Annotated in this window: 21 protein-coding genes; all 21 read right to left on the minus strand. The window is 37.2% G+C overall.

Annotation, left to right across the window (positions count from 1 at the left end; all coding sequences use genetic code 11):
• Positions 1-3: 3 nt before the first annotated feature.
• The 21 genes from FSU_RS15345 to FSU_RS15445 all read right to left on the minus strand — a co-directional run bounded on the left by FSU_RS15345 (position 4) and on the right by FSU_RS15445 (position 22,330).
• Complete coding sequence (locus tag FSU_RS15345; RefSeq protein ID WP_014547259.1) at positions 4-849, minus strand: fumarate hydratase; 846 nt, start codon at positions 847-849, stop codon at positions 4-6.
• 17 nt (positions 850-866) lie between these two features.
• Complete coding sequence (locus tag FSU_RS15350) at positions 867-1,946, minus strand: acyltransferase family protein (RefSeq protein ID WP_041917866.1); 1,080 nt, start codon at positions 1,944-1,946, stop codon at positions 867-869.
• 1 nt (position 1,947) lies between these two features.
• Positions 1,948-2,451, minus strand: a complete 504-nt coding sequence (locus FSU_RS15355) for a fumarate hydratase C-terminal domain-containing protein (protein WP_014547261.1) — start codon at positions 2,449-2,451, stop codon at positions 1,948-1,950.
• A complete protein-coding gene (locus FSU_RS15360; protein ID WP_015732372.1) occupies positions 2,448-3,785 on the minus strand; it encodes an MmgE/PrpD family protein in 1,338 nt (445 codons plus the stop codon). Before FSU_RS15360 ends, FSU_RS15355 begins: the two co-directional genes overlap by 4 nt.
• Positions 3,786-3,877: 92 nt before the next feature.
• On the minus strand, positions 3,878-4,888 hold the full coding sequence (locus FSU_RS15365; protein ID WP_157747962.1) for a CapA family protein: 1,011 nt from the start codon (positions 4,886-4,888) through the stop codon (positions 3,878-3,880).
• 85 nt (positions 4,889-4,973) lie between these two features.
• On the minus strand, positions 4,974-6,077 hold the full coding sequence (locus FSU_RS15370; protein WP_015732374.1) for a sugar-transfer associated ATP-grasp domain-containing protein: 1,104 nt from the start codon (positions 6,075-6,077) through the stop codon (positions 4,974-4,976).
• 30 nt (positions 6,078-6,107) lie between these two features.
• Complete coding sequence (locus FSU_RS15375) at positions 6,108-7,241, minus strand: HpcH/HpaI aldolase/citrate lyase family protein (protein WP_014547265.1); 1,134 nt, start codon at positions 7,239-7,241, stop codon at positions 6,108-6,110.
• A gap of 11 nt (positions 7,242-7,252) precedes the next feature.
• Positions 7,253-8,494, minus strand: a complete 1,242-nt coding sequence (locus FSU_RS15380) for an ATP-grasp domain-containing protein (RefSeq protein WP_014547266.1) — start codon at positions 8,492-8,494, stop codon at positions 7,253-7,255.
• Positions 8,495-8,516: 22 nt separating this feature from the next.
• Positions 8,517-9,407 carry a peptidase gene (locus FSU_RS15385; protein ID WP_244263671.1) on the minus strand — a complete coding sequence of 297 codons (891 nt, stop codon included), beginning with the start codon at positions 9,405-9,407 and terminating at the stop codon, positions 8,517-8,519.
• 27 nt (positions 9,408-9,434) lie between these two features.
• A complete protein-coding gene (locus tag FSU_RS15390; protein ID WP_014547268.1) occupies positions 9,435-10,550 on the minus strand; it encodes a DegT/DnrJ/EryC1/StrS family aminotransferase in 1,116 nt (371 codons plus the stop codon).
• A 36-nt stretch (positions 10,551-10,586) separates the two neighbouring features.
• Positions 10,587-12,029 (minus strand): lipopolysaccharide biosynthesis protein, encoded by a 1,443-nt coding sequence (locus tag FSU_RS15395; RefSeq protein WP_014547269.1) that lies wholly within the window; start codon positions 12,027-12,029, stop codon positions 10,587-10,589.
• 24 nt (positions 12,030-12,053) lie between these two features.
• The gene (locus FSU_RS15400; protein ID WP_015732376.1) at positions 12,054-12,272 is read right to left on the minus strand and encodes a hypothetical protein; all 219 of its coding nucleotides are present in this window, start codon (positions 12,270-12,272) and stop codon (positions 12,054-12,056) included.
• A gap of 31 nt (positions 12,273-12,303) precedes the next feature.
• The gene (locus FSU_RS15405; protein WP_014547270.1) at positions 12,304-14,166 is read right to left on the minus strand and encodes a glycoside hydrolase family 88 protein; all 1,863 of its coding nucleotides are present in this window, start codon (positions 14,164-14,166) and stop codon (positions 12,304-12,306) included.
• A 55-nt stretch (positions 14,167-14,221) separates the two neighbouring features.
• A complete protein-coding gene (locus tag FSU_RS15410) occupies positions 14,222-15,232 on the minus strand; it encodes a polysaccharide pyruvyl transferase family protein (RefSeq protein WP_014547271.1) in 1,011 nt (336 codons plus the stop codon).
• Between the two features lie 6 nt (positions 15,233-15,238).
• Positions 15,239-16,054: a glycosyltransferase family 4 protein gene (locus FSU_RS15415; protein ID WP_015732377.1), complete on the minus strand. Its 816-nt coding sequence runs from the start codon at positions 16,052-16,054 to the stop codon at positions 15,239-15,241.
• A gap of 159 nt (positions 16,055-16,213) precedes the next feature.
• Positions 16,214-17,290, minus strand: a complete 1,077-nt coding sequence (locus FSU_RS15420; RefSeq protein WP_015732378.1) for an EpsG family protein — start codon at positions 17,288-17,290, stop codon at positions 16,214-16,216.
• On the minus strand, positions 17,290-18,306 hold the full coding sequence (locus FSU_RS15425; RefSeq protein ID WP_014547274.1) for a CgeB family protein: 1,017 nt from the start codon (positions 18,304-18,306) through the stop codon (positions 17,290-17,292). Before FSU_RS15425 ends, FSU_RS15420 begins: the two co-directional genes overlap by 1 nt.
• A 4-nt stretch (positions 18,307-18,310) precedes the next feature.
• On the minus strand, positions 18,311-19,267 hold the full coding sequence (locus FSU_RS15430; protein ID WP_014547275.1) for a glycosyltransferase family 2 protein: 957 nt from the start codon (positions 19,265-19,267) through the stop codon (positions 18,311-18,313).
• A gap of 64 nt (positions 19,268-19,331) precedes the next feature.
• Positions 19,332-20,333 carry a glycosyltransferase gene (locus FSU_RS15435; protein ID WP_014547276.1) on the minus strand — a complete coding sequence of 334 codons (1,002 nt, stop codon included), beginning with the start codon at positions 20,331-20,333 and terminating at the stop codon, positions 19,332-19,334.
• Positions 20,321-21,451 carry a non-hydrolyzing UDP-N-acetylglucosamine 2-epimerase gene (wecB, locus tag FSU_RS15440; protein ID WP_014547277.1) on the minus strand — a complete coding sequence of 377 codons (1,131 nt, stop codon included), beginning with the start codon at positions 21,449-21,451 and terminating at the stop codon, positions 20,321-20,323. Before wecB ends, FSU_RS15435 begins: the two co-directional genes overlap by 13 nt.
• Before the next feature lie 24 nt (positions 21,452-21,475).
• A complete protein-coding gene (locus FSU_RS15445) occupies positions 21,476-22,330 on the minus strand; it encodes an SDR family oxidoreductase (RefSeq protein ID WP_014547278.1) in 855 nt (284 codons plus the stop codon).
• Between the last annotated feature and the right edge of the window lie 8 nt (positions 22,331-22,338).

Below are 22,338 nucleotides of genomic sequence, written 5' to 3' on the forward strand. Positions count from 1 at the left end.
TGTTTACAGCTCCACAGTTGCCCTTCGCGGTTCAAAACAACAGCAGGGACGTAAGGCAACAATCCTAACACCACTCGCACGCTGCGGGCCAACTTTTGCAAACGTTGCAAGCACGCTAGTCTTGCCACCAAGCCCTAAAGCACCTACATTGGATTCGTTCACCCTTTCCGTGATCGTCTTTTCAAATTCAGACTGGAAGTCGTAATTGCCCTTGGCCATTGCTTCCATCATCATAGACGTTGCTTCAAACTGCGATCGTCCAATACCAACAGCCAATGTACACGGAGAGCAGCCTAACTGCGATACAGCCGGAATCGCACGAGCGACAATTTCATCAATCACCACTTGCACGCTATGCTTGTGAAACACGCGCTGCGTAATCCCACGAATAGCTGGACCACCACCAAGCATCAAAATAGTCAAACGCAAAACATCTTCTTCGACCGGCTTGATCAGAATCGGAGACGGAGCCAAAGCGCCAGAATCAGGATTCAAACCGCCTGATTGATCAATACGGTGATAATCGTCGCCCAAAATCGCCATGGGGCGTCCTGGCAACTTGCGAAGTCCAGCCTCAATACCAGCGTGAATCTGAGCCAAAACATCTCCAGTAACCTGACGATTCGGACCAACCTCAATAAAGATATGTGGAATGCCGGTATCGTCGCACAAAGGCCCACGATTCTTTTCGGCAACCAAAGCATTATCTAAAACCTGCTGCATCACCCAACAGCTATTCGTTCCCGGCTCTTTAGCAATAGCCCTGCGATACGCTTCTTTCTGGTCTTCCCTAAAGGTAGATCCAGCTTGTATCAAACATTCACAAACTTTCTGTTCAATATCTGTCATAATTCACCACCCAAATGTTATAGCACCTTTCCTGTATAAATTTGCTTATCCCCTAATTTTTTATCTAAAAAATTGAATAGCGGCTTTTCCAATACATAAATACGGCAAATATCAATTATACTACAGGTTAGGAATATAGCAAGAATACTACCTATAGCATATAATGCATAAGAGGGTGCGTCATAATGTCCAACAACGTCAATAAAATCATACCATAACCAATGTCGCATTTCATCACCACTAGTATGAATCAGGAACACACCAAAAGTCGAGGCTCCAATTATATTGATTATTCTAGAATAGCCGATTCTCAAATTTTTAAAGAACATAAACAGGGAAACTGAAGTTATTATAGACATGAAAGCCAAGGATTCTCCTACAAACGCATACACTGGCAAATTCAGCCTTAGACACACAAAAACAGACCCTATAGACAGGATTATTGACACAAACGCCCCCCCCCAGAACATTACGTTTTCGTTTCTAAACAGCCCGTAAATGCGAATATACGAGCCTAAAATGTATAGTATAATAAACCACGATAAATAATTATAATGCAGATGCAATCCCGGAATTTGATAGAAACCAGAATAAATAGTAATGCAAAGAATCAATAATAAAAGATGCTTTGTTTTATCCATTCCCTTTATTAGTATGTTTAAGAACGGTATAAACAAGAAAAAAGCCATAAACGCATTTGTGAACGAATCTGTAATACTAGAAAAAGGAAGTAAGCGTTTTAACAAGGCCCCACCAGATATAGCAGTCATCCCAACGCATGCAAAGACAAACAATATTATATACCTGTAAAATTTTACCTCTAGATATAATTTCAAGTATTTTCTCAAAGATATATTTGAAAAGCACATAAAAAAGCCAGTTATTAACACAAAACAATTAATACCGGTTTTCCCCCACATACCAAGAATCAAATAAAAAATAGAATTTGTACTAGTAGGATTTGCAAACAAGGGACCATCGGCATTCATCAAGCCTGAATTAACCACATAATGATGAGCCACGATTGATAGCATCACTAAAATGCGATACAGTTCAATATTCGACGAACGAGGCTTTTTTTTTACGATTTCAGTCATACTAGTAAATACTCTCACCCTTTGCAGCTGCAATGATTGCCTGATACTTGTTAACCTTTATTCGGTGAAGCGCTTCCATCCCAAGTTCGGGATAGCAGACAACTTCTCGTTCTTCTGTCTGGCTTTCCAGCAAAGCCGTAACCGGAGGAATCACCGCAAAAACGGCATTATTTTCAGCCAAGGCCTTAACCGTCTCTGGCTTGATGGCGCCCTTACCTAAGTGCATCTTGATACCATGGCGAGAAAGAGGTTCAAAGCTGCTTTCAATTTCCAACTTGTTACTGGAGGTGGGACCCACGCCCGCTGGACTCACCGCCGTATGGAAAATCACCTGCCCTTGTAAATCAACACCAACTTCAGAAAGAGTCCCTTCTTCGGCATGTTTCACAATTTTAGGCAAAACGGCATCGCGCCCTGTATAAATGTAACCGGAAATAGAAACAACATCACCAACTTTGAGCTTGGCAATATCTTCTTCGCTAAATGGAGTTGTCAGTTCTATCATAACAGATTTATAACCTCGTCAATAGTAAACTCAGGACGATAAACAATATCAATCAGCTTCTCACAAACATCCTTGCTATATCCAGCAAAAGACATCAAGCCCTCGATTTTCTGCCGAAATTCTTCTGGGGTCAGCGGATTTTCCGGTTCGCCCTTGGGATAATCAATCCTTGCGGAAAACAGCCCCGTTTTCGTTTTTACATCAACTAAAGCAGCACGGCGTTGTGGGCAGAGCGCAGTAAACTCATCATCCGCCACAACATCTATTTTTTGGGCAATATCAAGAATCCGCTGATCCGCGACATTAGCCTTCGAAAACTCGTTAAGCCCAGCATTTCCCGTAAACAGAGCTACTGCAACACTATATGGCATACTCATTTTTGCGGAATTTACGCCATCCACTAGTTTATGGTCATGCCCCGCGACCGCAAGCTTATATGTATGAACACAAACAGATTCTACTTCATCCAATAAAAAACCTGGTTGCTGACGAATTTTCATTGCGGCTTCAATTGCCGGATGTGTATGTCGACAAGAGGCATAAGGCTTGTTGTAAATAGACATGATGCTGAAAGAATCATTTTCAAAGTCCTTCAAAAAAGATATCTTTGCTTCATCAGTCATCACAGCCAAAAAGCCACGCTTGCCACCAAGAGCATCATTGGGCGCTTTAAATCGAGCTTTACCAAGATATGCAGCAGAAACGGCATCCATCGCCGCTCTACCAACATTCAACGGTTTTAAGTCAGCATTATCCTCCTGCATTTCAAGCACCCCGGCAGCGGACGTTACCGCGGCAGAAAAAGCGGACTTCATCTGTTCAAAATCAAAATGAAGTGCCGCAGCAATGGCCATAGTTGCCCCAACCGTTCCACATGTGCCCGTGGCGTGATATCCACGTAATTTGTTTCCCGGTTGTACCGCACAAGCCAAGCGAATCGTCGTTTCATAACCAATAATGGCTCCATACAAGAAATCTTGCATGGATATTTTTTCTTTTTCAGCAACAGGAAGCAGGGCCGAGAAAATAGTTCCTCCAACATGCACCGCCCCCTTGCGATGACCGTCATCTAATTCCATAACATGCGAGTTCATTCCGTTTATCAATGCCGCCGTCTGTAGGGAACATTTGGGAGGCAAACCAATAACCGAAGAAGCTCCATTACCGAATTCCAAAGAATCTATATAAGCGAGATCTTTTTCGTAAAAAGCTTTCGCTCCAGCCAAAGTGCATGCAAGAAAATCGATAAAACAATTCTTCGCCTGAGTAAAAACCTTTCCTGGAATGGAATCCTTTGATTGTTTTATCAAATTTTTCAAGAAGTTATCAGTCATTTGATTCTCACAAAATTTCAATCCGTAATTTTAAACTTTTAACAAATAACATGCATCGAGTTTAGAAAAAAATATAAGATCTTTGTGTCATATCAAATATTTACAGGTACATTTAACGACATTTGCTTTATCATAAGGCGACGAATTACATTCATTCGATGATTATACAGCTTACGGATTACTCCATAAAAAGGAGCTTTAACTAAAAATCCACAAAAAGACATATGCAGTTTAAGCAAAAAGGAATAATACAATCCAAGAATGTTGTTAGGCGATAAGCTTACAAAAGTGTATCTTGATTTAATCTTATGATCAATCTGTATTTCTGCAATCATACCAATTCTATTAAAGCTTTTCCAAATAACAAGAGATTTATTTTCGACCTTTTTCGGATAAGCCCATATTTTCTCTAATCCATTTAGAGAAGCTGGATAAAACATTGGCCTTGGAACATCCATACAAATATCAGGAAAAAGGAAGTTTCCTAAACTGAAAAAAATATCTTTTCCTTTATATTTCGTGTGTGGATTAATAACATGCGGATGACTTCCTATTATCGCATCAGCCCCTGCATCAATCATTTTTTTTGCATATTCATAGCAGTATGAAGGAGGGATAAAAACATGTTCTTCCGCCCAATGAGGTAGAACAACCACTTTGTCATAACTTTTTTTTAGTTCTGAGATGTTTTGTTGAATTTCCTCAATGGTCGTCTGATAAATGCCAAATTCTGTATCTGTCGCAGGATGAAAAATCATAGGAGCAAAGCCATGGAAACAGCATCCTATAAATGCCACCACCTGTCCGTCTTTCTTAATTACAGCTGGCTTACGCGCTTCTGAAAAGTTTTTCCCAGCTCCGCAAAAAAGAATCCCCTTTTGAGACAAGAGTTCAATTGTATGAACCATCCCTTCCAAGCCTAAATCTGAAAAATGATTATTGGCTAAAGTGACAAGATTTATGTTCATTTCTTGTAATTTTGCAAGGTCTTCGTCTCGAGCGTAAACAATCGCTTTTGTCTTCGCCATTTTTCGTTCATCATAAGCAAAATGATTGCCAATCGCACATTCTAAAGTTCCTATTCTAAAATCAAATGTAGACATATACTCCAATAATTCCTTGGTTATAAAGGAATCTTGATAGGAGAGCCCCCCCCCCCAGGAACAATATCTCCACAAAATAGTAAATTCACTTTAGTATCGCCTCTTTGAATTCATCATAAAAACCACGACCGAGAGAAATCTGAGGCATAATTATATCACCCCAATTTCCTTCGATTAGCACCCATCCCTGAGTAGACAAAGCAAAATCAAAACCAATATATTTATGACATTCAGGCAATGACTTATGAACTTCTTGTGCAAATTTTTTTAAAGATTCCCATTCAGGAATTTTATATCCTTTAAATACTTTATTACTTTCTGGGTGTTCCTTGAAAACTCGGCCTAATTCATCATGACCATCAGTTATGATGATACCAGTATTCGAATCTATCGCTGCAAAAACGCCACCGCAACCAGCATTGTCAACGACACTTCCTTTTCGCCCTACTCGTAACACGGAAACCATTGTTGAAAAATCAGAGCCCTTTCGAAAAGAAAAATAACGAATTGTATTGACACTGGATTCGTTCCACTCGGCCATTCTAGCATCTTGTTTGACAAGTTCTTCTACGATATATGAGCCATTAGAGCGCAAGTAGTCAAAAACCTCATCAGCACTCTTTTCCAACAACGAGATAATTTCAACGCCTTTGCCACAAGCCCCCTTGCTTGGTTTTGCTATAAAACGATCAAGTCCTTGACAAAAAAGTTTAAAATTAGACCTATCATCCTCACTATCTACTTTACAAGCTTTCCGTTTAAAGAACTGACCTGCAATTGAATAGAAAATATTTTTGTCTTTTAATTGCGCTAAAGCATCCTTCCAATTTTTTCCAATTGCTTCCATGCAAAGTTTATCTTTTCGCATACGTGAAATATATTTATTTCGTTCATATGCATTTTTCTTTGGGAATCCATATGAAAAGTATTCATTAGCCGTCATTCCATACTTTCTATAAGACAGTATGATATCTCGAATAACAGATTTTCTATATGCAGAATCATCCAACTGCTCCTTACTCAAGAATATCTTACAGTTATCCTCTATATCGGAAAAACAATCTCGTTGGCCCCACCAAACAATCTTTTTTTTCTTAGCATTATTGTATAAGCGATCTGCCATATAAGTAGGAAATATGTTCCACTTAGCTTTATTCATCAAATCTTTAATTCTACGAACAATTTTCATCTTATGAATTCCAATTTTGCACTATAATGATTATACACCGAATAATTCCAGATAACTCTTTTCAGACTCTATTACGCCATAGGCTTCGGCACGCATTGAAATCTTTGTCGCCCAGTTGGTATGAGGCTTGATTTCGTTCATGCCCTTGCTGCCCTTAATCACCCCACCGGAAGTATGCAAAATCTGGTAGGCGTCATTGTATTCATCTTGCGTAACAGCAAGCATGCCATTGATGAAGTTCAAGTGGGTCGGATGGATACATGTCTTGCCCATAAAACCATTCGCCTGGTCCAGAATAAGTTCGCGCATCAAGCCATCAACCGCATCATTTACCACCGGCGAACGTTTCAGCAACGTATCTTGGATGTCAACCTTCGGCAGATCGCAAAACTTCATACGCTTGTTTACACGGAAATATTCCCACACCGGTCCAGAAACTGTATAATCGTTGTTACGGGTAAAGAAGTTCAAAATATCCATCAAGCAATCACGAACAGTCATCACATCGTAAATCGTATAGTTGATTCCTCTACGGACACCAAAGCACGACGAGAAATCCGTACCGCCCACGCGAATATTCAAAATCAGGTCTTTATGTTTGTCGCATTCCTGTTTGATAGCCATCAGTTCCTGAGCGCGGCTTTCCTTGAACGCGACTCGCGCATCTTCAATAATGGGCATGCCATATATAATCTCACCAAACTTGGCATTGAGTTCAACAAGGTGTTCCATATAAGGAGCGGATGTCAAGCTATTGAATTTCGGAAAATTAAACCCGCAAAGATACCGAATGTGACGAGGCTCAAGCATCGCAGCAAAATGCTTAAACTGTTCAACGGAACGAACCCGGAAGAAAATTAGCGGAATATCTTCGTATTTCAGCGTTCCATTTTTTTCACATTCCGCAAGAGTGTCCAACACATGGATAGAATTGATTTCCGCAGCAGGCACGTCTTCTTCTTTGCAGGCATCTTCGAAGCACATCACCATGGAGGTGAGACCAGGATACTTCTTATCGATAATCGCCTGTGCAAAATCCTTGGTGCCAGGCATATACATAGTGGCCCCCAGGCAATATTGCAAAAGACTACGGTCCGTATACTTGTTGAAATCGACCGGTTCTTTTACAAACTTGAAATTCGGATTATACTGATGATGTTTCATTATTAAACCGTTTATAGATTTGAATAAATTTCTCTATTAAGCAAGTCATTCCCTTGGATATCGCGAATTTCAACTGAAGCAAAGGTTTTTCTCGCCTTCTGTTTTAGTTCTTCGTATGATTCGCCTTCTACAATAAACGCAGCAACACGATTAGAACTTCTCATATCGCTGTCAATTTTGCATCCTTTAGACTTCATCACAAAACAATCCGTAACAAAACCTTTTTGATGCAGTTCTTCCAGTCCAACGACGGAATCAAATACTCCCGGTCGCATATAGAGGAGATTCGTAGAATGAAACCGTGTTTGTTCCTTCGGTTCAACAACTATAGTTTTCCCAAGGAATGAGTCTATCGCGCATTCCACAGCGTCATAATCGCCAAACGATTTTAACACATGGTAGCTCAAGCCGCCACCAATTCTTGGCGCAAATTCCAGGACCTTGATTCCTGTTTCTGTAACGATGGCCTGATAGAAGAACGGCGTGTTCTCTAATTTAAACGCATTGGCGATTTTTTCTGCAATTTCTTGTGCTTGACGTTTGAATTCATCCGATAGTGGAGCAGGAAAAACAGAGCTATAAGACTGCAGGACCATATCATTACCATCAGATGCGATTTTCTGTTTTTGGCGAGTCATCATGACCTTTACGCCCGACTGCGTTGAGACGCAATCAACCTGGATTTCAGCACCGCTATTGAACCCCTCAATAATCGCTGTTTTTGTTCGACTCATCTCAATTGCTTCCGCAACCCGTAAACGGGTTTCTTCATCGGAGTCTACTCGTCGAACACCTTTAGAACTGTTGCAATCAACCGGCTTGACAACTGCTGGATACTGAACCAGATTCCAATCTATAGAATCTACGGATTCTGTCGTTGTATAATTAGAGGTCGGAATTCCGTTCTCAACGAAAATCCGTTTCATCAGTCCCTTATCGGTCACTTCAAGCGATGTCTTATAGCTATAGGGATGAGGCAAGCCTAGTTTTTCAGCAACATAGCAACACACGCTATTCGCCTGGTCAATACACGTACTAATGACCAAGTCTGCCTTACGCTCTTTCGCTATTTCAAGAACCTTGTCTTGATCTAAGGTGCTTTCTCGCAAGTGTTCGTCAGCCACTTTTTTTGCTGGGGGATTTTCTAGATAATCAATCAATAGAACATAATAACCTCGTTCCTTCAGTTTGTTTACAAGAAGTACGTGAGGCGATGTTCCGCCTAAAACAATGGCTAACTTTTGTTCATTCATGCGAGAAAGACCAATCTTCTAATTAAGCATTTCCTTTGGGAGACTGAATTGCTTCGGGATAATAGCAATCTATCATACGCTTAACAAGCGTAACCTGCTTGGCACGCTTCTTTGCGTCATCTTCAGTGCTATCCCAACTATGGGTTTGCGCGACAGAACCACCTGTTTTGAGGTAAATCGGAGATGCGATTCGAATCATTTCAGGAACTTCGTAGTGACGGATGAAGCCACCCGTAGACTTTGGGTTTTCTGTATGAATATCAATAGGAATATCAATAGCCTGACGCATCGCAGCAAGCATCTGCAGCTGAATATCGCGGACTGGGTTCACAGAATTGGCACCGATAGATTCAAGAAGCTTGGCGGAACAGGGGTTACCATGGCCGGCATGAGCAGACACCTTGAAACGGCAATCAGCGGGGATTTCACCGACCTTGCGGGCTTCATTAAGCACCCAAAGGCAGCCTTCATCATACACAAGAAAGGACCTACAGCCAAAGGCGGCAGCACGCTTCACATCTTCGATAGCACGCACAATCTGTTCCTGACCACGCAGACGATAACCCATGCGAACACCTTCCGGCGTATTCACGGATGCACTCGTATCCGTTGTTGCGCGAGGACCGATGGCAAGAATCAGTTCCACCTCAGCCTTCTTTGCCAAGTTGACCATCTGCATAATATCCTGATCGGCAAGCATCATAATGCCCTTGGTCTGAGTCACGCGGTGCAGCCAAATTCCATACTTGTCCATGGCTTCAAGAAGAGCTTCCATGACCTTAGGCCCCTGGATGCCCGGAACTTCAAAACGGTACTGACCGCCATCAGAAAAACGCTTCTGAGATGTAGGCAAATCATAGGCATCGCCCTTCGGCATACCGATGGACTGGAGGAAAGCTCTTGTTTTTTCCATGCTATTCATAGTAGGGGTTCCTTTTTTTTAAAATTCTTTCTTGATTAATGACAATACTCTATTGACATCTTCGTCCGTAAGTCCCGCATGCATAGGCAAACAAATGACTTCATCAGCCATGCGAGTTGCCACAGGGAGGTTTTCCTTAGTTGCAGATGGCAATCCGCGATAAATTGCGAAACTTGATATCAACGGATAGAAATAGCGGCGACCGAGAACGTTGTGTTCTTTCATTTTTTCATAGAGAGAATCACGACTGATACCGTATTCTTTTTCGTTCACGAAAATCGGGAAATACGAGTAGTTGTAAGTAACATCATCGCGTTCTGCGAACATTGAGATACCGGGAATATTCGCTAGTGCTGCACGATACTTTTGTGCAACCTGTTTGCGAGCAGCAATCGCGTTGTCAATATGCTTCAAGTTGCAAAGACCATAGGCGGAACGGATTTCGTCCATCTTGCTGTTGATTCCCGGAGCAACCACAGTCGTTTCTCCTGCAAAGCCAAAGTTTTTCAGGTAGTCAATACGCTTTTTAGTGCGTGCGTCATGGCAGATGAGCGCTCCGCCTTCAACCGTATTGTACGTTTTGGTTGCATGGAAACTGAGCGTATTCATGTCTCCCGCATCAAGGATGGTGCGGCCGTTTACCTTCACATTAAAGGCATGCGCTGCATCATAAATGACGGCAAGACCATAACGGTCTGCGATTTCCTGAATAGCTTCAATATCGCAAGGATTGCCGTACACATGCACGGGCATAATTGCAGTCGTTTTCGGTGTAATAGCCTCTTCAATCTTCTGCGGATCGAGGTTGCCTGTCGCGGGATCAACATCAACAAATACTGGAGTGAGGCCATTCCACCAGATGGAGTGCGTTGTCGCCACAAAGCTATACGGGGTCGTTATCACTTCGCCCGTGATACGCATCGCTTGAAGTGCAGTGATGAGCGGAAGTGTTCCATTAGTAAACAAGCTGATGTATTCTACTCCGAGATACTCTGCGAGAGCAGCTTCAAGCTGTTTGTGATAATACCCATTATTTGTGAGCCACTTGCGTTCCCAAATGTCCCTGAGTAGCGGTTCAAATTCGTCCAATGATGGGAGGAGCGGAGAGGTGACTGTAATAATTTTGTCAGACATAAATATCCTTATTTTCCGACAAATTTAGAAAAAGAATTACTTTTTGCGGTTCAAAACTTTCAAAATTGTATTAAAAATATAATCAAAACTTTCTATTTTAAAAAGCTTTGATAGAAGCGTATAAATAACGATTCCTGCAACTATTTGTAGTACCAAAGTAAGAACATCGTTGAAACCAGCAAACTGAATGCTATAAACACAACCACCCATAATGCAAGATAAGGCTATTTGCGGGAACATATCTTTTAACTGAGCTAGATAGTCGTACGCAAGAAGCTTTTTATTTGGCAAACTGTTGATAATTTGGCTAATCACATTTGTAACAAGAAGACTATAGGCCATCGCCATTACACTAATATTCATGGTAATAAGCACCGCAGTCAAACCAATTATTTTTTTCATGATTTCAAGTTTAAGGAAAAGATCGCTCCGTCCAAGAGCTTTGATGGCATTGAGATTTGCGGTATGGACAGGCCAAAAAGAAAACGTAAAACAATATATTCTTAAAAACGGCACACACGGCAACCATTTTTCCGTAAGTACAAGTCGAACTAACGGTTCAGCACAAACCGCTAATCCCATCATCATAGGCATCATGATGAATGTACTAATACTGATCGCGCGACGAGTCATAGCTCGAACGCGATTTTTATCATCTTGTTCTGCAGACATTGCTGGGAGCAAAACGCTGTCGATGGAAGTGTTTATATTAGACACAATCAAATTAGGTAAGTGATGCCCCTGATTGTAAAAAGCAAGATCTTTTGCTGTATAAATTCGGCCAATAATCAGCTGGCGCAACTGACCGTATCCAGTGTCAAGCAAAGCCGACGCAAGCAACTTCCAACCATAGTTAAACAACCCTTTTAAACGACGTAAAGAAAACTTTAATTTCGGTCGCCATTTGACGGTGGACCAAAGAATAATCGTCCCCATGGTAACGTTTGTAAGTTGTTGGCCTACAAGCGCCCAAACGCCATAGCCCATATAAGCCATAGCCACTCCAACAACAGCAGAACATAGAGTTGCACCGATTGTTGCAAAGAAAAACTTCTTGAATATCAAATTCTTTGAAACATAAGATTGTTGAATGTTTCGAACACCAGAAACTACCAAAGTTAAGCTGAGCACTCGAATGACTGGCGTTAAGTGAGGAATATGATAAAAATCAGCGATAAACGGGGCTGCAAAAAACATAACTCCATACATAGCCAAACAAACAGCAATATTGAAATAAAATACGGACGAGAAGTCCAAGTCGTCCGCATTTTTCTTTTGGATAAGAGCTGATCCAAGCCCGCTATCAACAAAAACCTGCAATATGCAAGTGAATACAGTTATAAGAGCAATTTCACCGTAAACCGCAGGATCCAGCAGTCGAGCAAGAATTATAGAAACAAAGAACGCTACGAATTGAGCTCCGCAACGTTCGAAGAATCGCCAAAAAAAATTAGTTGTAACAGTTTTTGCAGTAGGCATAGCGAAAAAATAGAATAATTGAAATCAAAATAGGGTCAACATATATAGGGACACCCCCATGCTCATCAAATTAGTCTGAAGTTTCCCAACTTTCTTATGGGGAAATGAAATCGATGTTGAACAAAAACCTAAATAACCATCTGAATCATAATATTGGGCAATCAGGTTGACATACTCTTTTTTAGAAAAATCATTTTTTCCTTTTAATACAAGATGGTATAATACAGGAATCGTAGCTGACATATCAACCTCGTCGCCTTGCATAAAATAATGATTATACAAACGCTTTGGGCTTGAAAGCAATACACTGTCTAATATTTGTAAACGTTTTTTTTTCATTCTCGTTTTGTAGTTCAACCTCCTGAGTCCCCAACAAGAACCACGAAATGCCACGCCCCCAATTTGCATGATTCAACTTAACGTGGGTTGTGAGGTCATATGTTTGAGCGGGGATTCCTGTCAAGTAATCAACACCAAACTTAACATAGTCATTAACCATATCGTATGCAACTTGATAAATTACAGAATCGTTAAAAACTTTAGAGTAATTGACGAGGAACGGTACAGTGAGTCCTATAGCGTCAACATGTTGTTCTTTTGAACCTTCTCTATACAAAAACAGCCCATCACGTTGCACAGCTTCTTTCACCATCTGGGATATTTCCGTTGCAAAAGTTCTGTATTTGTCATCATGATACATATCAAACAAATCCAAGGCCACATTTCCATATGCAATTTGATCACTTCGTTTAACTCGGAACTCGTTTTCAAGTGCATTGTCAAATTTCTGTTTTATTAGAGCTAATAATGCGGCATCATTTTTGTTTTTAGCATAAGAAAATGCATAATGAAGTAATAATCCATACTCGCCATACTCCCATACAGGCACTTTGCTACGTAATCTTTTTATCAAAGAACCCGTTCCTGCCAAGGGGTGCTTTGACCAGGATTCCCTGTCGATAACGTCATACACGTTATTCCGCAATAAACTTTCAAAAGCGACCTCGTCAGAAACATTTAAGGGAGTAAAGGTTTTCTCATAATACGACTTTAAAACGGATGGAAATAGTTGATTAAATCCAAATAATCCTATAATAATGCACAAAAAAAGAAGAAGATTTCTATTTAATACTCTATCAATAAATCTAAAAAGCTTTTTTATCACCATTTTAGGCAACCATACAAGCACAAATTGAATAAATTCCTTGATAAGTAAAAAAAGCCTGTCTTTTCTTACGAGCGAAAGTAATTTTTTAGCATAGATATCCCCCTTTATATAAGCAACAAAAATTGAAGCAAAATGAATTCTTTTAAGCATGACTTCTAGCGCATCACGATCTCCAGATGCAATAGCATACCTTACATTTAAAAAGCTGCATAAACCATAACTCATTGAATTTGATATGCCACCAGCATTCTTTCTATAGACAGACCAACAATTGGAAAAACCGTATACTTTGCCGATAAGGGATGCAGCAATAAAATGGCAAAAGCCACCCCTAAACTCAGCAATCAGTTTTTTATAGCTATCAGATGAATCCACTTCTTTTCGAATAAGAAGCGATGCTAAAGGTAATTGCCATTTTTCAAAAATTTTTGCAGTACTAAAATCACCAGTTTTAAAGTCACACATCATCTCATCGGGACGATTTTGGCCTTCCCATTTTATCGTAGCATTATGAAAACAAGCCATGTACTCTCGGTGTGCATCAAGGAATTCTACTTGTGTCTGCAATTTAAGTTCATCAGTCCAATAATCATCACCTTCACAAAAAGCCATATATTCTGATTTTTCAATCCATTCTTTCAAATATTCAACTCTTTTAAATCCAATCTTATTTTTATAATGATTAAATTTAAGAGCAAAAAAAATAATAAAACAATTCAAGTTGTCTTTATGTTGAGCACATGTAATTTTTGCATACTCCTCATCTTTAGAATAATTCAAGTTGAAATTTTCAGAAATATAATTTTGAATTACATTTTGTTCGCCATCGGTTGAAGCATCATCAACAATTGCTATCAAATACGGGAATTTCGTTTTTTGCATTATAAAACCATTCAATGCATCAAGAATAAAATCGGATTGATTATATGTAAAGCATCTAATAAGAACTTTGTAAATATTTTCATTCATTGAGTGTTTTTCCTTTCAAAAAAATTTTTTGCGTAACCAGGGAATATAAAAATGTTTATTTTTCCAAGGCTTTTTTCAACCAGTTCAACGAAAATTCTCGCATTTCATCTATTTTGCTGGATTCGTATAATTTGAGTAACGAATCAAATCGTGCGGGACCTCGGGTTTTATTATATAAGCACTTGAAATCCTTGCCGAATATGATAGAGAACACCGTTCCATGAAAGGAATCCGTGACTACATAAGATGAGTCACGGAATATGGCTAACCATTCGGGGACAGTCAAAGTCGATTTAGAATCTGCATGAAATTTTTTTATGACCAACCCGCGAGCCGCCGCCTCTTTTTCGTATGTAGCAGTAGTCTCTTCATTTTCGTTTAGAACATATGCTGCAAGATATTTTTCGTTACAAATTGGGATTTCTTCGCAAATTGGCAAGTAATCTTCTTTTGTTAGCAATAGCGTCGGATCTAAAACCCATGTTGCACCAACTCCAAGATGTTCCTTGCAAAGTTTTATACCAGATTCTTCACGCACACTGATAGCATCGAATTTTTTTACTAGTTTGGAACATTCTTGAGTTTGCTTTGATGAATATTCCCAATAATCAACACCAAAAGAAGCCGCATATGCAATTCGTTTTACAAACATTCCTTTACAAAATTTTAGGTATATATCAGTAAGCCTATAATTGTATTTAGGCCGCCATACCTGATCAGAACCAACAATAAGTGCGTCGAGTCTATTTAATACAATCAATTTTGACTGATATTTTCTAATAATTTTTGTTTTGACAATGTTTTTCTTAACAAAATCATCAAATATTTTTTTTCTATAAACATCTTCAGTATTCCACTTATAAAAAGAACGTTTTTGAGAGGAAAATGACAACAAACACGTTTTTATACAAGATAATATATATCTAAAAAAAGGTTGTTTTCCTGGTAAATAATCAAATGTGATTGAGTCAATATTGAATTGTTTCAAAACTTTTTGCAAAGCATAATTTTGGAGAATTCCGCCATAATTGTGATCCAAAGGTTGTGTAATTATTCCAACTTTCATGATGTATTATACCTTTTGATATATTTTATCCCATTGTTTTTGAATAATTTCTTTTTTGAAACGATTCACATTTCTTAATCCACACTCAACCAATTCTAAACACAATAATCTATCCCTTTTCAATTCAAGAAACGCATTTTTTATAGCAACAACATCATAAGGATTTACAAACAAAGCTGAATTTCGAGCCACTTCCCGCAATACAGGAATGTCTGAACATATAACAGGCCGACCAATAGCATTCGCTTCTATCACAGGCATTCCAAAGCCCTCATATAGAGAAACAAATGATACAATATCACTTTTTTTGTATTCTTCTACAATTTCGTTATCTGAGAGATTTATTTTATTTTCGTAATCAAAGCCATTCAGGTCTAAAAACTTTTTTTGTTCTTCATTTAATTTTCCAACAACAACAATAAAAAAAGACTGATTCTTCAAAGCATCAAATACTCTCAACAGATTTTTATTTGGATTTGTACCAATAATTAAAATGCGAGGTTTATCCAAATTCAATTCTTTTGGAGAATATTTAAATTTTAAGTCAATTGCATTATGAACAACCTCTATATCTGATCTGTTTGTGTAGCGTAAAACTGATTTTTTTGTTTCTTCCGAAATGCATACAATTCGGGTTGCAAACTTTAGAGGAAGACGAAACCATAGCCATTCAAAAATTTTCTTTTTAAAAAACGGATGATTTTGAAAATCAATTAAAACTGTATCATGTATCGTTAAAACGCTATTGCAACCAATCAAGCCCAAAATACAATAATGAATATCTCCTGTTATATGGTTTACAGCACGTCTATCACGATGCATAAAAACAAATACAATATTTATTAGAATAGAAAAAAGATTTGCTCCAAAACGAGGAACAAAATACTCTTTTTTACAAGTGATATCTTGAATGACAGTTTGAGTAACTTTGTTAATACTAAAACCACATTTAATATTTCTATGAAAAAAAAACTATTTTTTTCAAAATAAACCATTTGGAAAAAGGACACTTTTATAAGGATTGAAAATGTCATATCCTAAATTCAATGCATAAGTATTAATATCTTTTTGCATTATATATAGATATAATAAAAAAAAGACAAACCAACAAAGCATTTCGTGAATTCGATCACGAGATAAATATTTTACAATATATGGAATAATAATGATTTGTGAACAGGAATAATAAAGAGCTCCTCGGCCTGCCAAAATATTCAAAGCAGATGTTTGAAAAAGAACATACATAAATACAGAAACTAAATACAGTTTAAAGAACAAATGAAACCACTTTTCATACAAAGGAATTTCAATAGAGAAACAAACCGCAATAATAAAAAAACGAAATAGACATCCGTTTATCATCGAATAAGTATGCGTATTTTTCATATAAAGCTGCAATCGGAAAGCACTTCCTGCATCAAGATAATTAGAAATATAATCTAATGGTAAAACATTTAGAACACCTATAAAACCTATTACAGTAGCCGCCAAAAGAATACATATCGTTTTTTTCTTCTCTAATTTTAGATTCCATAAAAAATATGCAGGTAAAAACAACAAAGCTGTTTTATGAAAAAATGAAGCAAAACAAATCAACAAGAAAAAAGTTGAAAATTTTCCTTCTGCAATAAAATATATTGAGAAAAATACTACAGACAACGCTAAAAATTGTCGATTCATCCCAAGTAAAGGAATAAAAATGGCATAGGCAATACACAAAGAAATGAGGGGATTTATAGAAAATCTTTTTATCAGACAAGCTAAAGCAATATACTTAATCAACGCAATAACTAACAAAAAGAAAGAATAATCATTTCTAATTGTTTTTACAACAGTCGAAAATAGAACATACCCGAATTCAACCATTCCTGAAAGATTATATTCAAACATACGATAGTATGGAAGCCAATCCGTTCCAATTTGCCAACGAAAGCCTTCTTGACAAACGAGAAATATCAATAGAATAGCAAAGGTAATCTTAACTGCAATAGATTTTTTGTTGCAATCAAAAAGTAAAAGAGAAAAAAAGAATATTATAAAAAAAGTTGCTATATACATCACTTGAAAGAATTCTCCATTATATAAACAATCAAATTGTCATAAGAGTATTTTTCTTGAAAGTGATTATATACCTTAGTTACAATATCATATCGTTGTTCAGGGTGATTTAAGTAATAGCTTATTTTTTCTATAGCTTCATTTACATTTTTGAAAGAAACTAATTCAGGGTCTATAGGCAACAACTCTTTTAAAACCGGACGATAATCGCAAAGCTGAAAAGCCCCTGATCCATTTGCTTCAAAAAAACGACAATTAACACCTTCTATCTCAGCATAGTGAAGGTTATTAAATACAATTTTCGATCCGTATAACAATTTTGACTTTTCTGGACCAGTAATATATTTATGCTGATTTGCCACATCTACTTCATGGTTATAAAAACGATGAGGAACGACACCGAAAATTTTTACATTAATATCATTATCCAACAGACATTTAATCATTCGTGTTCGATACGGATAAAATGTACCGTATGTCATCACATCAATATCAACCTCTTTTTCACAAGCCTCTTTTGAAATAGTCGGTTTTACATGAGAGCGCTTATTGAAAGCCTCATTATACCTAAATACATTTAAATGCATATTTGCAGACATAAAACGCTGCATATACGGATCTTTAACAAACCAAGCGTCATAATCAGATGCGAAGACCTGTTGATATTCCAATGTTGTTATTTGATCAGGATTAATATGTACAACTTTTCGCCCTTTCTTTTTCACCAAATTGACAAAAACAGGATGGATGAATCTATAAACACAAAGAATTAGATCTGGATTATAATCATTTACACGATTAGCTAATCTTTTAAAAACATTTCGATCATAATAGTCGTTGTAAGCACGAGCCAATTTGTCTAAAGTTTTGGTATAGAATCCAAGATGCCCCTTCCAATAAAAGGATCCTCCATAAATATCAAATATATCGCAGTCGTGACCACAATAAACAAAGGCTTCCTTTAAATTGGATTCAAAAGAATCTACGCCTTGAGCTCCGACAATTGCAATTTTCATATGATCATCCTCTCAAACAGATTTTAAATAAGAAAATCATTACGAAAAATTGTATAAATTTAGGGAATAAAATATAAGACATCAAAATTTTTGATTTTAAAGACATATTAAGCCAATAACAAAGAATCTTTTTTCCTGAAGCTTTCTGAGATTCATTACTTATTTTTTTTACTAAGGGCATGTCTTTTTTATAGAGAATTGTCATCAAAGCGTGACATTTTCTCTTATAATAGAAGTAAAAAGTCCCATTTTTCATTGAATAAACCATATTATTGCTCCACATATAATCTTCAATATACTTTCCATATTTTCTTTCATCGGGATGCAATAATGAATTTGGTGTAGTTCTATAATAATAAAGTAATTCAGGAATGTTTCTAATACAATTTGCTTTATCTAAGCAGCTTAATACAAATATCGTATCTTCTCCCATAGATCGATTTTCATAAAATTTTACGTCATTATCTTTTATCAAAGATGTTTTTATAAGATGAGCCCACGGAGAGGTTACAATCCAATCATTATTAACAACATCGGCAATATCTTTTTGGTAAAAAAATCCACTAGGATTAACATTTGAGTTCGTTTTTTCGCCAAATTCATTTGTAACAAAAAAACCACATGAAATAAGATCGCAGCTATATGCTGATTTGTATAAGTTTTCAAGATATTTTGCATCTACATAATCATCAGAATCAACAAAAGCAATCCATTCTCCAACAGATTTTTCGATACCAAGATTTCGAGCTGAAGACACGCCTCCGTTTTGTTTATGAAATACTTTAATCCTTGAATCTTTTGAAGCATAAAAATCACAAATTGAGGCGGACTTATCTGTACTACCATCATCAACAAGAATAAGTTCAAAATCAGAAAAAGACTGATTCAACAAAGATTCAATACATTCTTTAATGTATTTTTCAACGTTGTATACAGGAACAATGACACTAATTTTCGGCATTACACATCCTTACCTAAGAGCTCTTTCATTCAATTTCACATATTTCGTACAACGTTTACTTTTTTTACTCAATTTGTTTCATTTTTTTTAACAAATGCTCGGAATCATTATAATTGAAAAACAGCGCATTTTTATAATTACCTACGCTACATCTAGCATATTCTAAATCGGCAGCGATAATAGGAGCATTGAAATATTGAGCTTCTATCAATGGTAAACCGACCGTTTCTACATATGATGGGAAAAGTAAATATGAGGACTTATAATACTCTTTCATATTGGAAAAATCAAGAGTCCCAACAAGTTGTATTGGTAATTTGTATTCTTCAATTTCCTTTTTTATAAGTCTTGATAATTTATTTTCATTTCCAAATATGGTGAAAACAACCTCTATTTTAGCCTTTTCTTCTGAAGAAAGAGCTTTAACTGCGTCTATGATAACTTTATGATTTTTAAAAGCAAACGCTGTAGCCGGATAGAAAAATCTGGTTTTATCAGTTTTTATTCTTTCAATTTCATGTGTTAAGTTTATTTTTATAGGCAAAACATGAACGATATTAGGATTTATATGTTGCATGCGGATAATAGCATTTTTCATCCATTCGTTTTGAACAATAATGCCATCAGCCTTTTTTAATGATTTTTTCGTTATAAGTCCAATAATATTTTGATAGAACCATAAAAAAGGGTCGTGAATCAGTTTAAATCTGTGTTCACAGAATGGTATTGCGTTATGAACGTATACAGACTGTTTGACTTTTATTCCGTTTATACAATGGTTTTGCAAGGATAAAATTTCGTCTATCCTATATTTTTTTATAACTCTCTTAATGAAGAAAATATCCATAAAAAGTCTATGAAACCAAGTTTTTTTCACCCATGGATATTTTAGGATTTTAATATTTTCCGTTTCTTCAAAATTTACGATGCTGACAACAATAAAATACTTGTTGTTTAAGTCGTTTTTTGCTTTTTGATAAAACTCATTTAAAACGCTCAACGCGCCACCAGATTCTGCTGCAACATCGTAAATTAAAATATTACTCATTTTTTTTATTTTTTCCAAACCATCTTATTGATTATTCCTACATAACTCTGAATAATCTTAATCACTTTCGTACTTACATTTGTGTCAGTATAAGCAGGAACATCAACAGAGCAATCTCCATTGGCGTGCATAGAAACAGCTAAGTCAACAGCTTGAAGAACCTGTTCCGTTGTTATACTTCCTATTGTAAAGACGCCTTTATCCACAGCTTCAGGGCGTTCCGTACTCGTCCTTATTGAAACTGCCGGAAATTTGAAGAAGGCTCCTTCTTCAGGAATTGTTCCGCTATCCGACACAACGCAAAAGGCATTTTGCTGCAACTTGTTATAGTCAAAAAATCCCAATGGTTTGTGTTGAATAACTCGATTGTCAAATTTGAAGTTTCTTGCATCAATGTATTTTTTACTTCTTGGATGGCAAGAATAAAGAATTGGCAAGTCGTAAGTTTCTGCCATTGCATTCACTGCATTCATCAAGCTAAAGAAATTTTGTTCGATGTCGATGTTTTCTTCACGATGCGCTGATAACAAAATATATTTTCCTGCTTTTAAACCTAACTTTTCAAGAATTGAGCTATTCTCTATTCTATCACGACACTTGCTAAGTACTTCAGCCATCGGAGAACCAACTACATATGTATACTCCGATTTTACACCACTATCAAGAATATAGCGTCGAGCATGTTCAGAATAACATAGGTTTATATCGCTTGTTACATCAACGATTCTTCTAATAACTTCTTCCGGGAGGTTTTCGTCTTTACAACGATTGCCTGCTTCCATATGAAATACCGGTATTTTTAAACGCTTTGCGGAAATCACGCAAAGGCAAGAATTTGTATCACCTAATACAATCAAAGCATCTGGTTTTACCTCTTGCATCAGCTCATAGGACTTCGAAATTACATTGCCCATGGTTTGGCCGAGGTTTTCTCCAACAACTCCCAAATAATAATCAGGCTCGCGTAAACCTAAATCTTCAAAGAAAACCTTATTCAATTCATAATCATAATTCTGTCCGGTATGTACAAGAATTTGATCAAAATATTTATCTGCTTTTTTGATTATTTCGGACACTTTGATGATTTCTGGGCGGGTTCCCACAATAGTCATCAATCGAAGTTTTTTTACACTCATGAAAAATCCTCTCTAAAACGCTTGTTACAAACCATAATGAGGATACAAAGTCTTATGTATTCTCATCCAATCAGCCAATTCTGCAATCATTTGCTCATAATCAGGAATTTTATAGCCAAAATCCCAGCGAGTTCTTTTTAACGATTTGTCCGCAGCCATTTTGTCTACAGGATTTATTTTAATCTTTTCAACTCTGATATACCTGTTGAATAAGCCTAGAAGATCGCATTTGGATATGCTAGTATCAGGAACCATATTGTATAGCCCATGAGCTTTTTCTTTTGCAGCGAATTCCATTGTTTTGGCTAGTTGTAGGGTTGTTTGTCCTGTCCACATAGCTTTTGTGAACCCACACACTTCACCGTGTTGCTGCATAAACCAATTCAAAAGCCCTATTCCATTAGGGTCAATGTCAGGACCAACTATGGAATTTCGTAGCGTAATGTTCTTTTCGTCCTCAATTTCACCAAGAGCTTTGGAACGATCGTAAAATGTGACCCCATCCCTAACGTCGTCTTCTGTATATTGACCTCGCTTGCCGCTAAATACACAATCTGTGCTCATGTGGATTACTTGGGTGTCTGAACCCTCTGTAAATTGAGCCAGTTGATGTGGTAAAAATCCATTTAAATAAGCAGCACTTGCTTTATTGTTTTCTGCAAATTGATTTAAAATGCCAATGCAGTTGATAACACTATCAAACTTGTTTACACCAATAACTTCCTTGATAAGGGTTGCATTTGTTGCATCGCCTACAACAGTATCAATGAATTTGGATTTTGATCTAGCAAATCCAAGAACATCGTGACCCCGTTCCTTCAAATAAAGGCAGATTATGTGGCCTGCCATGCCATTGCAACCGAGAATCAAGAACTTCATTAATTTAA

The sequence above is a fragment of the Fibrobacter succinogenes subsp. succinogenes S85 genome (assembly GCF_000146505.1).
Lineage (GTDB): Bacteria > Fibrobacterota > Fibrobacteria > Fibrobacterales > Fibrobacteraceae > Fibrobacter > Fibrobacter succinogenes.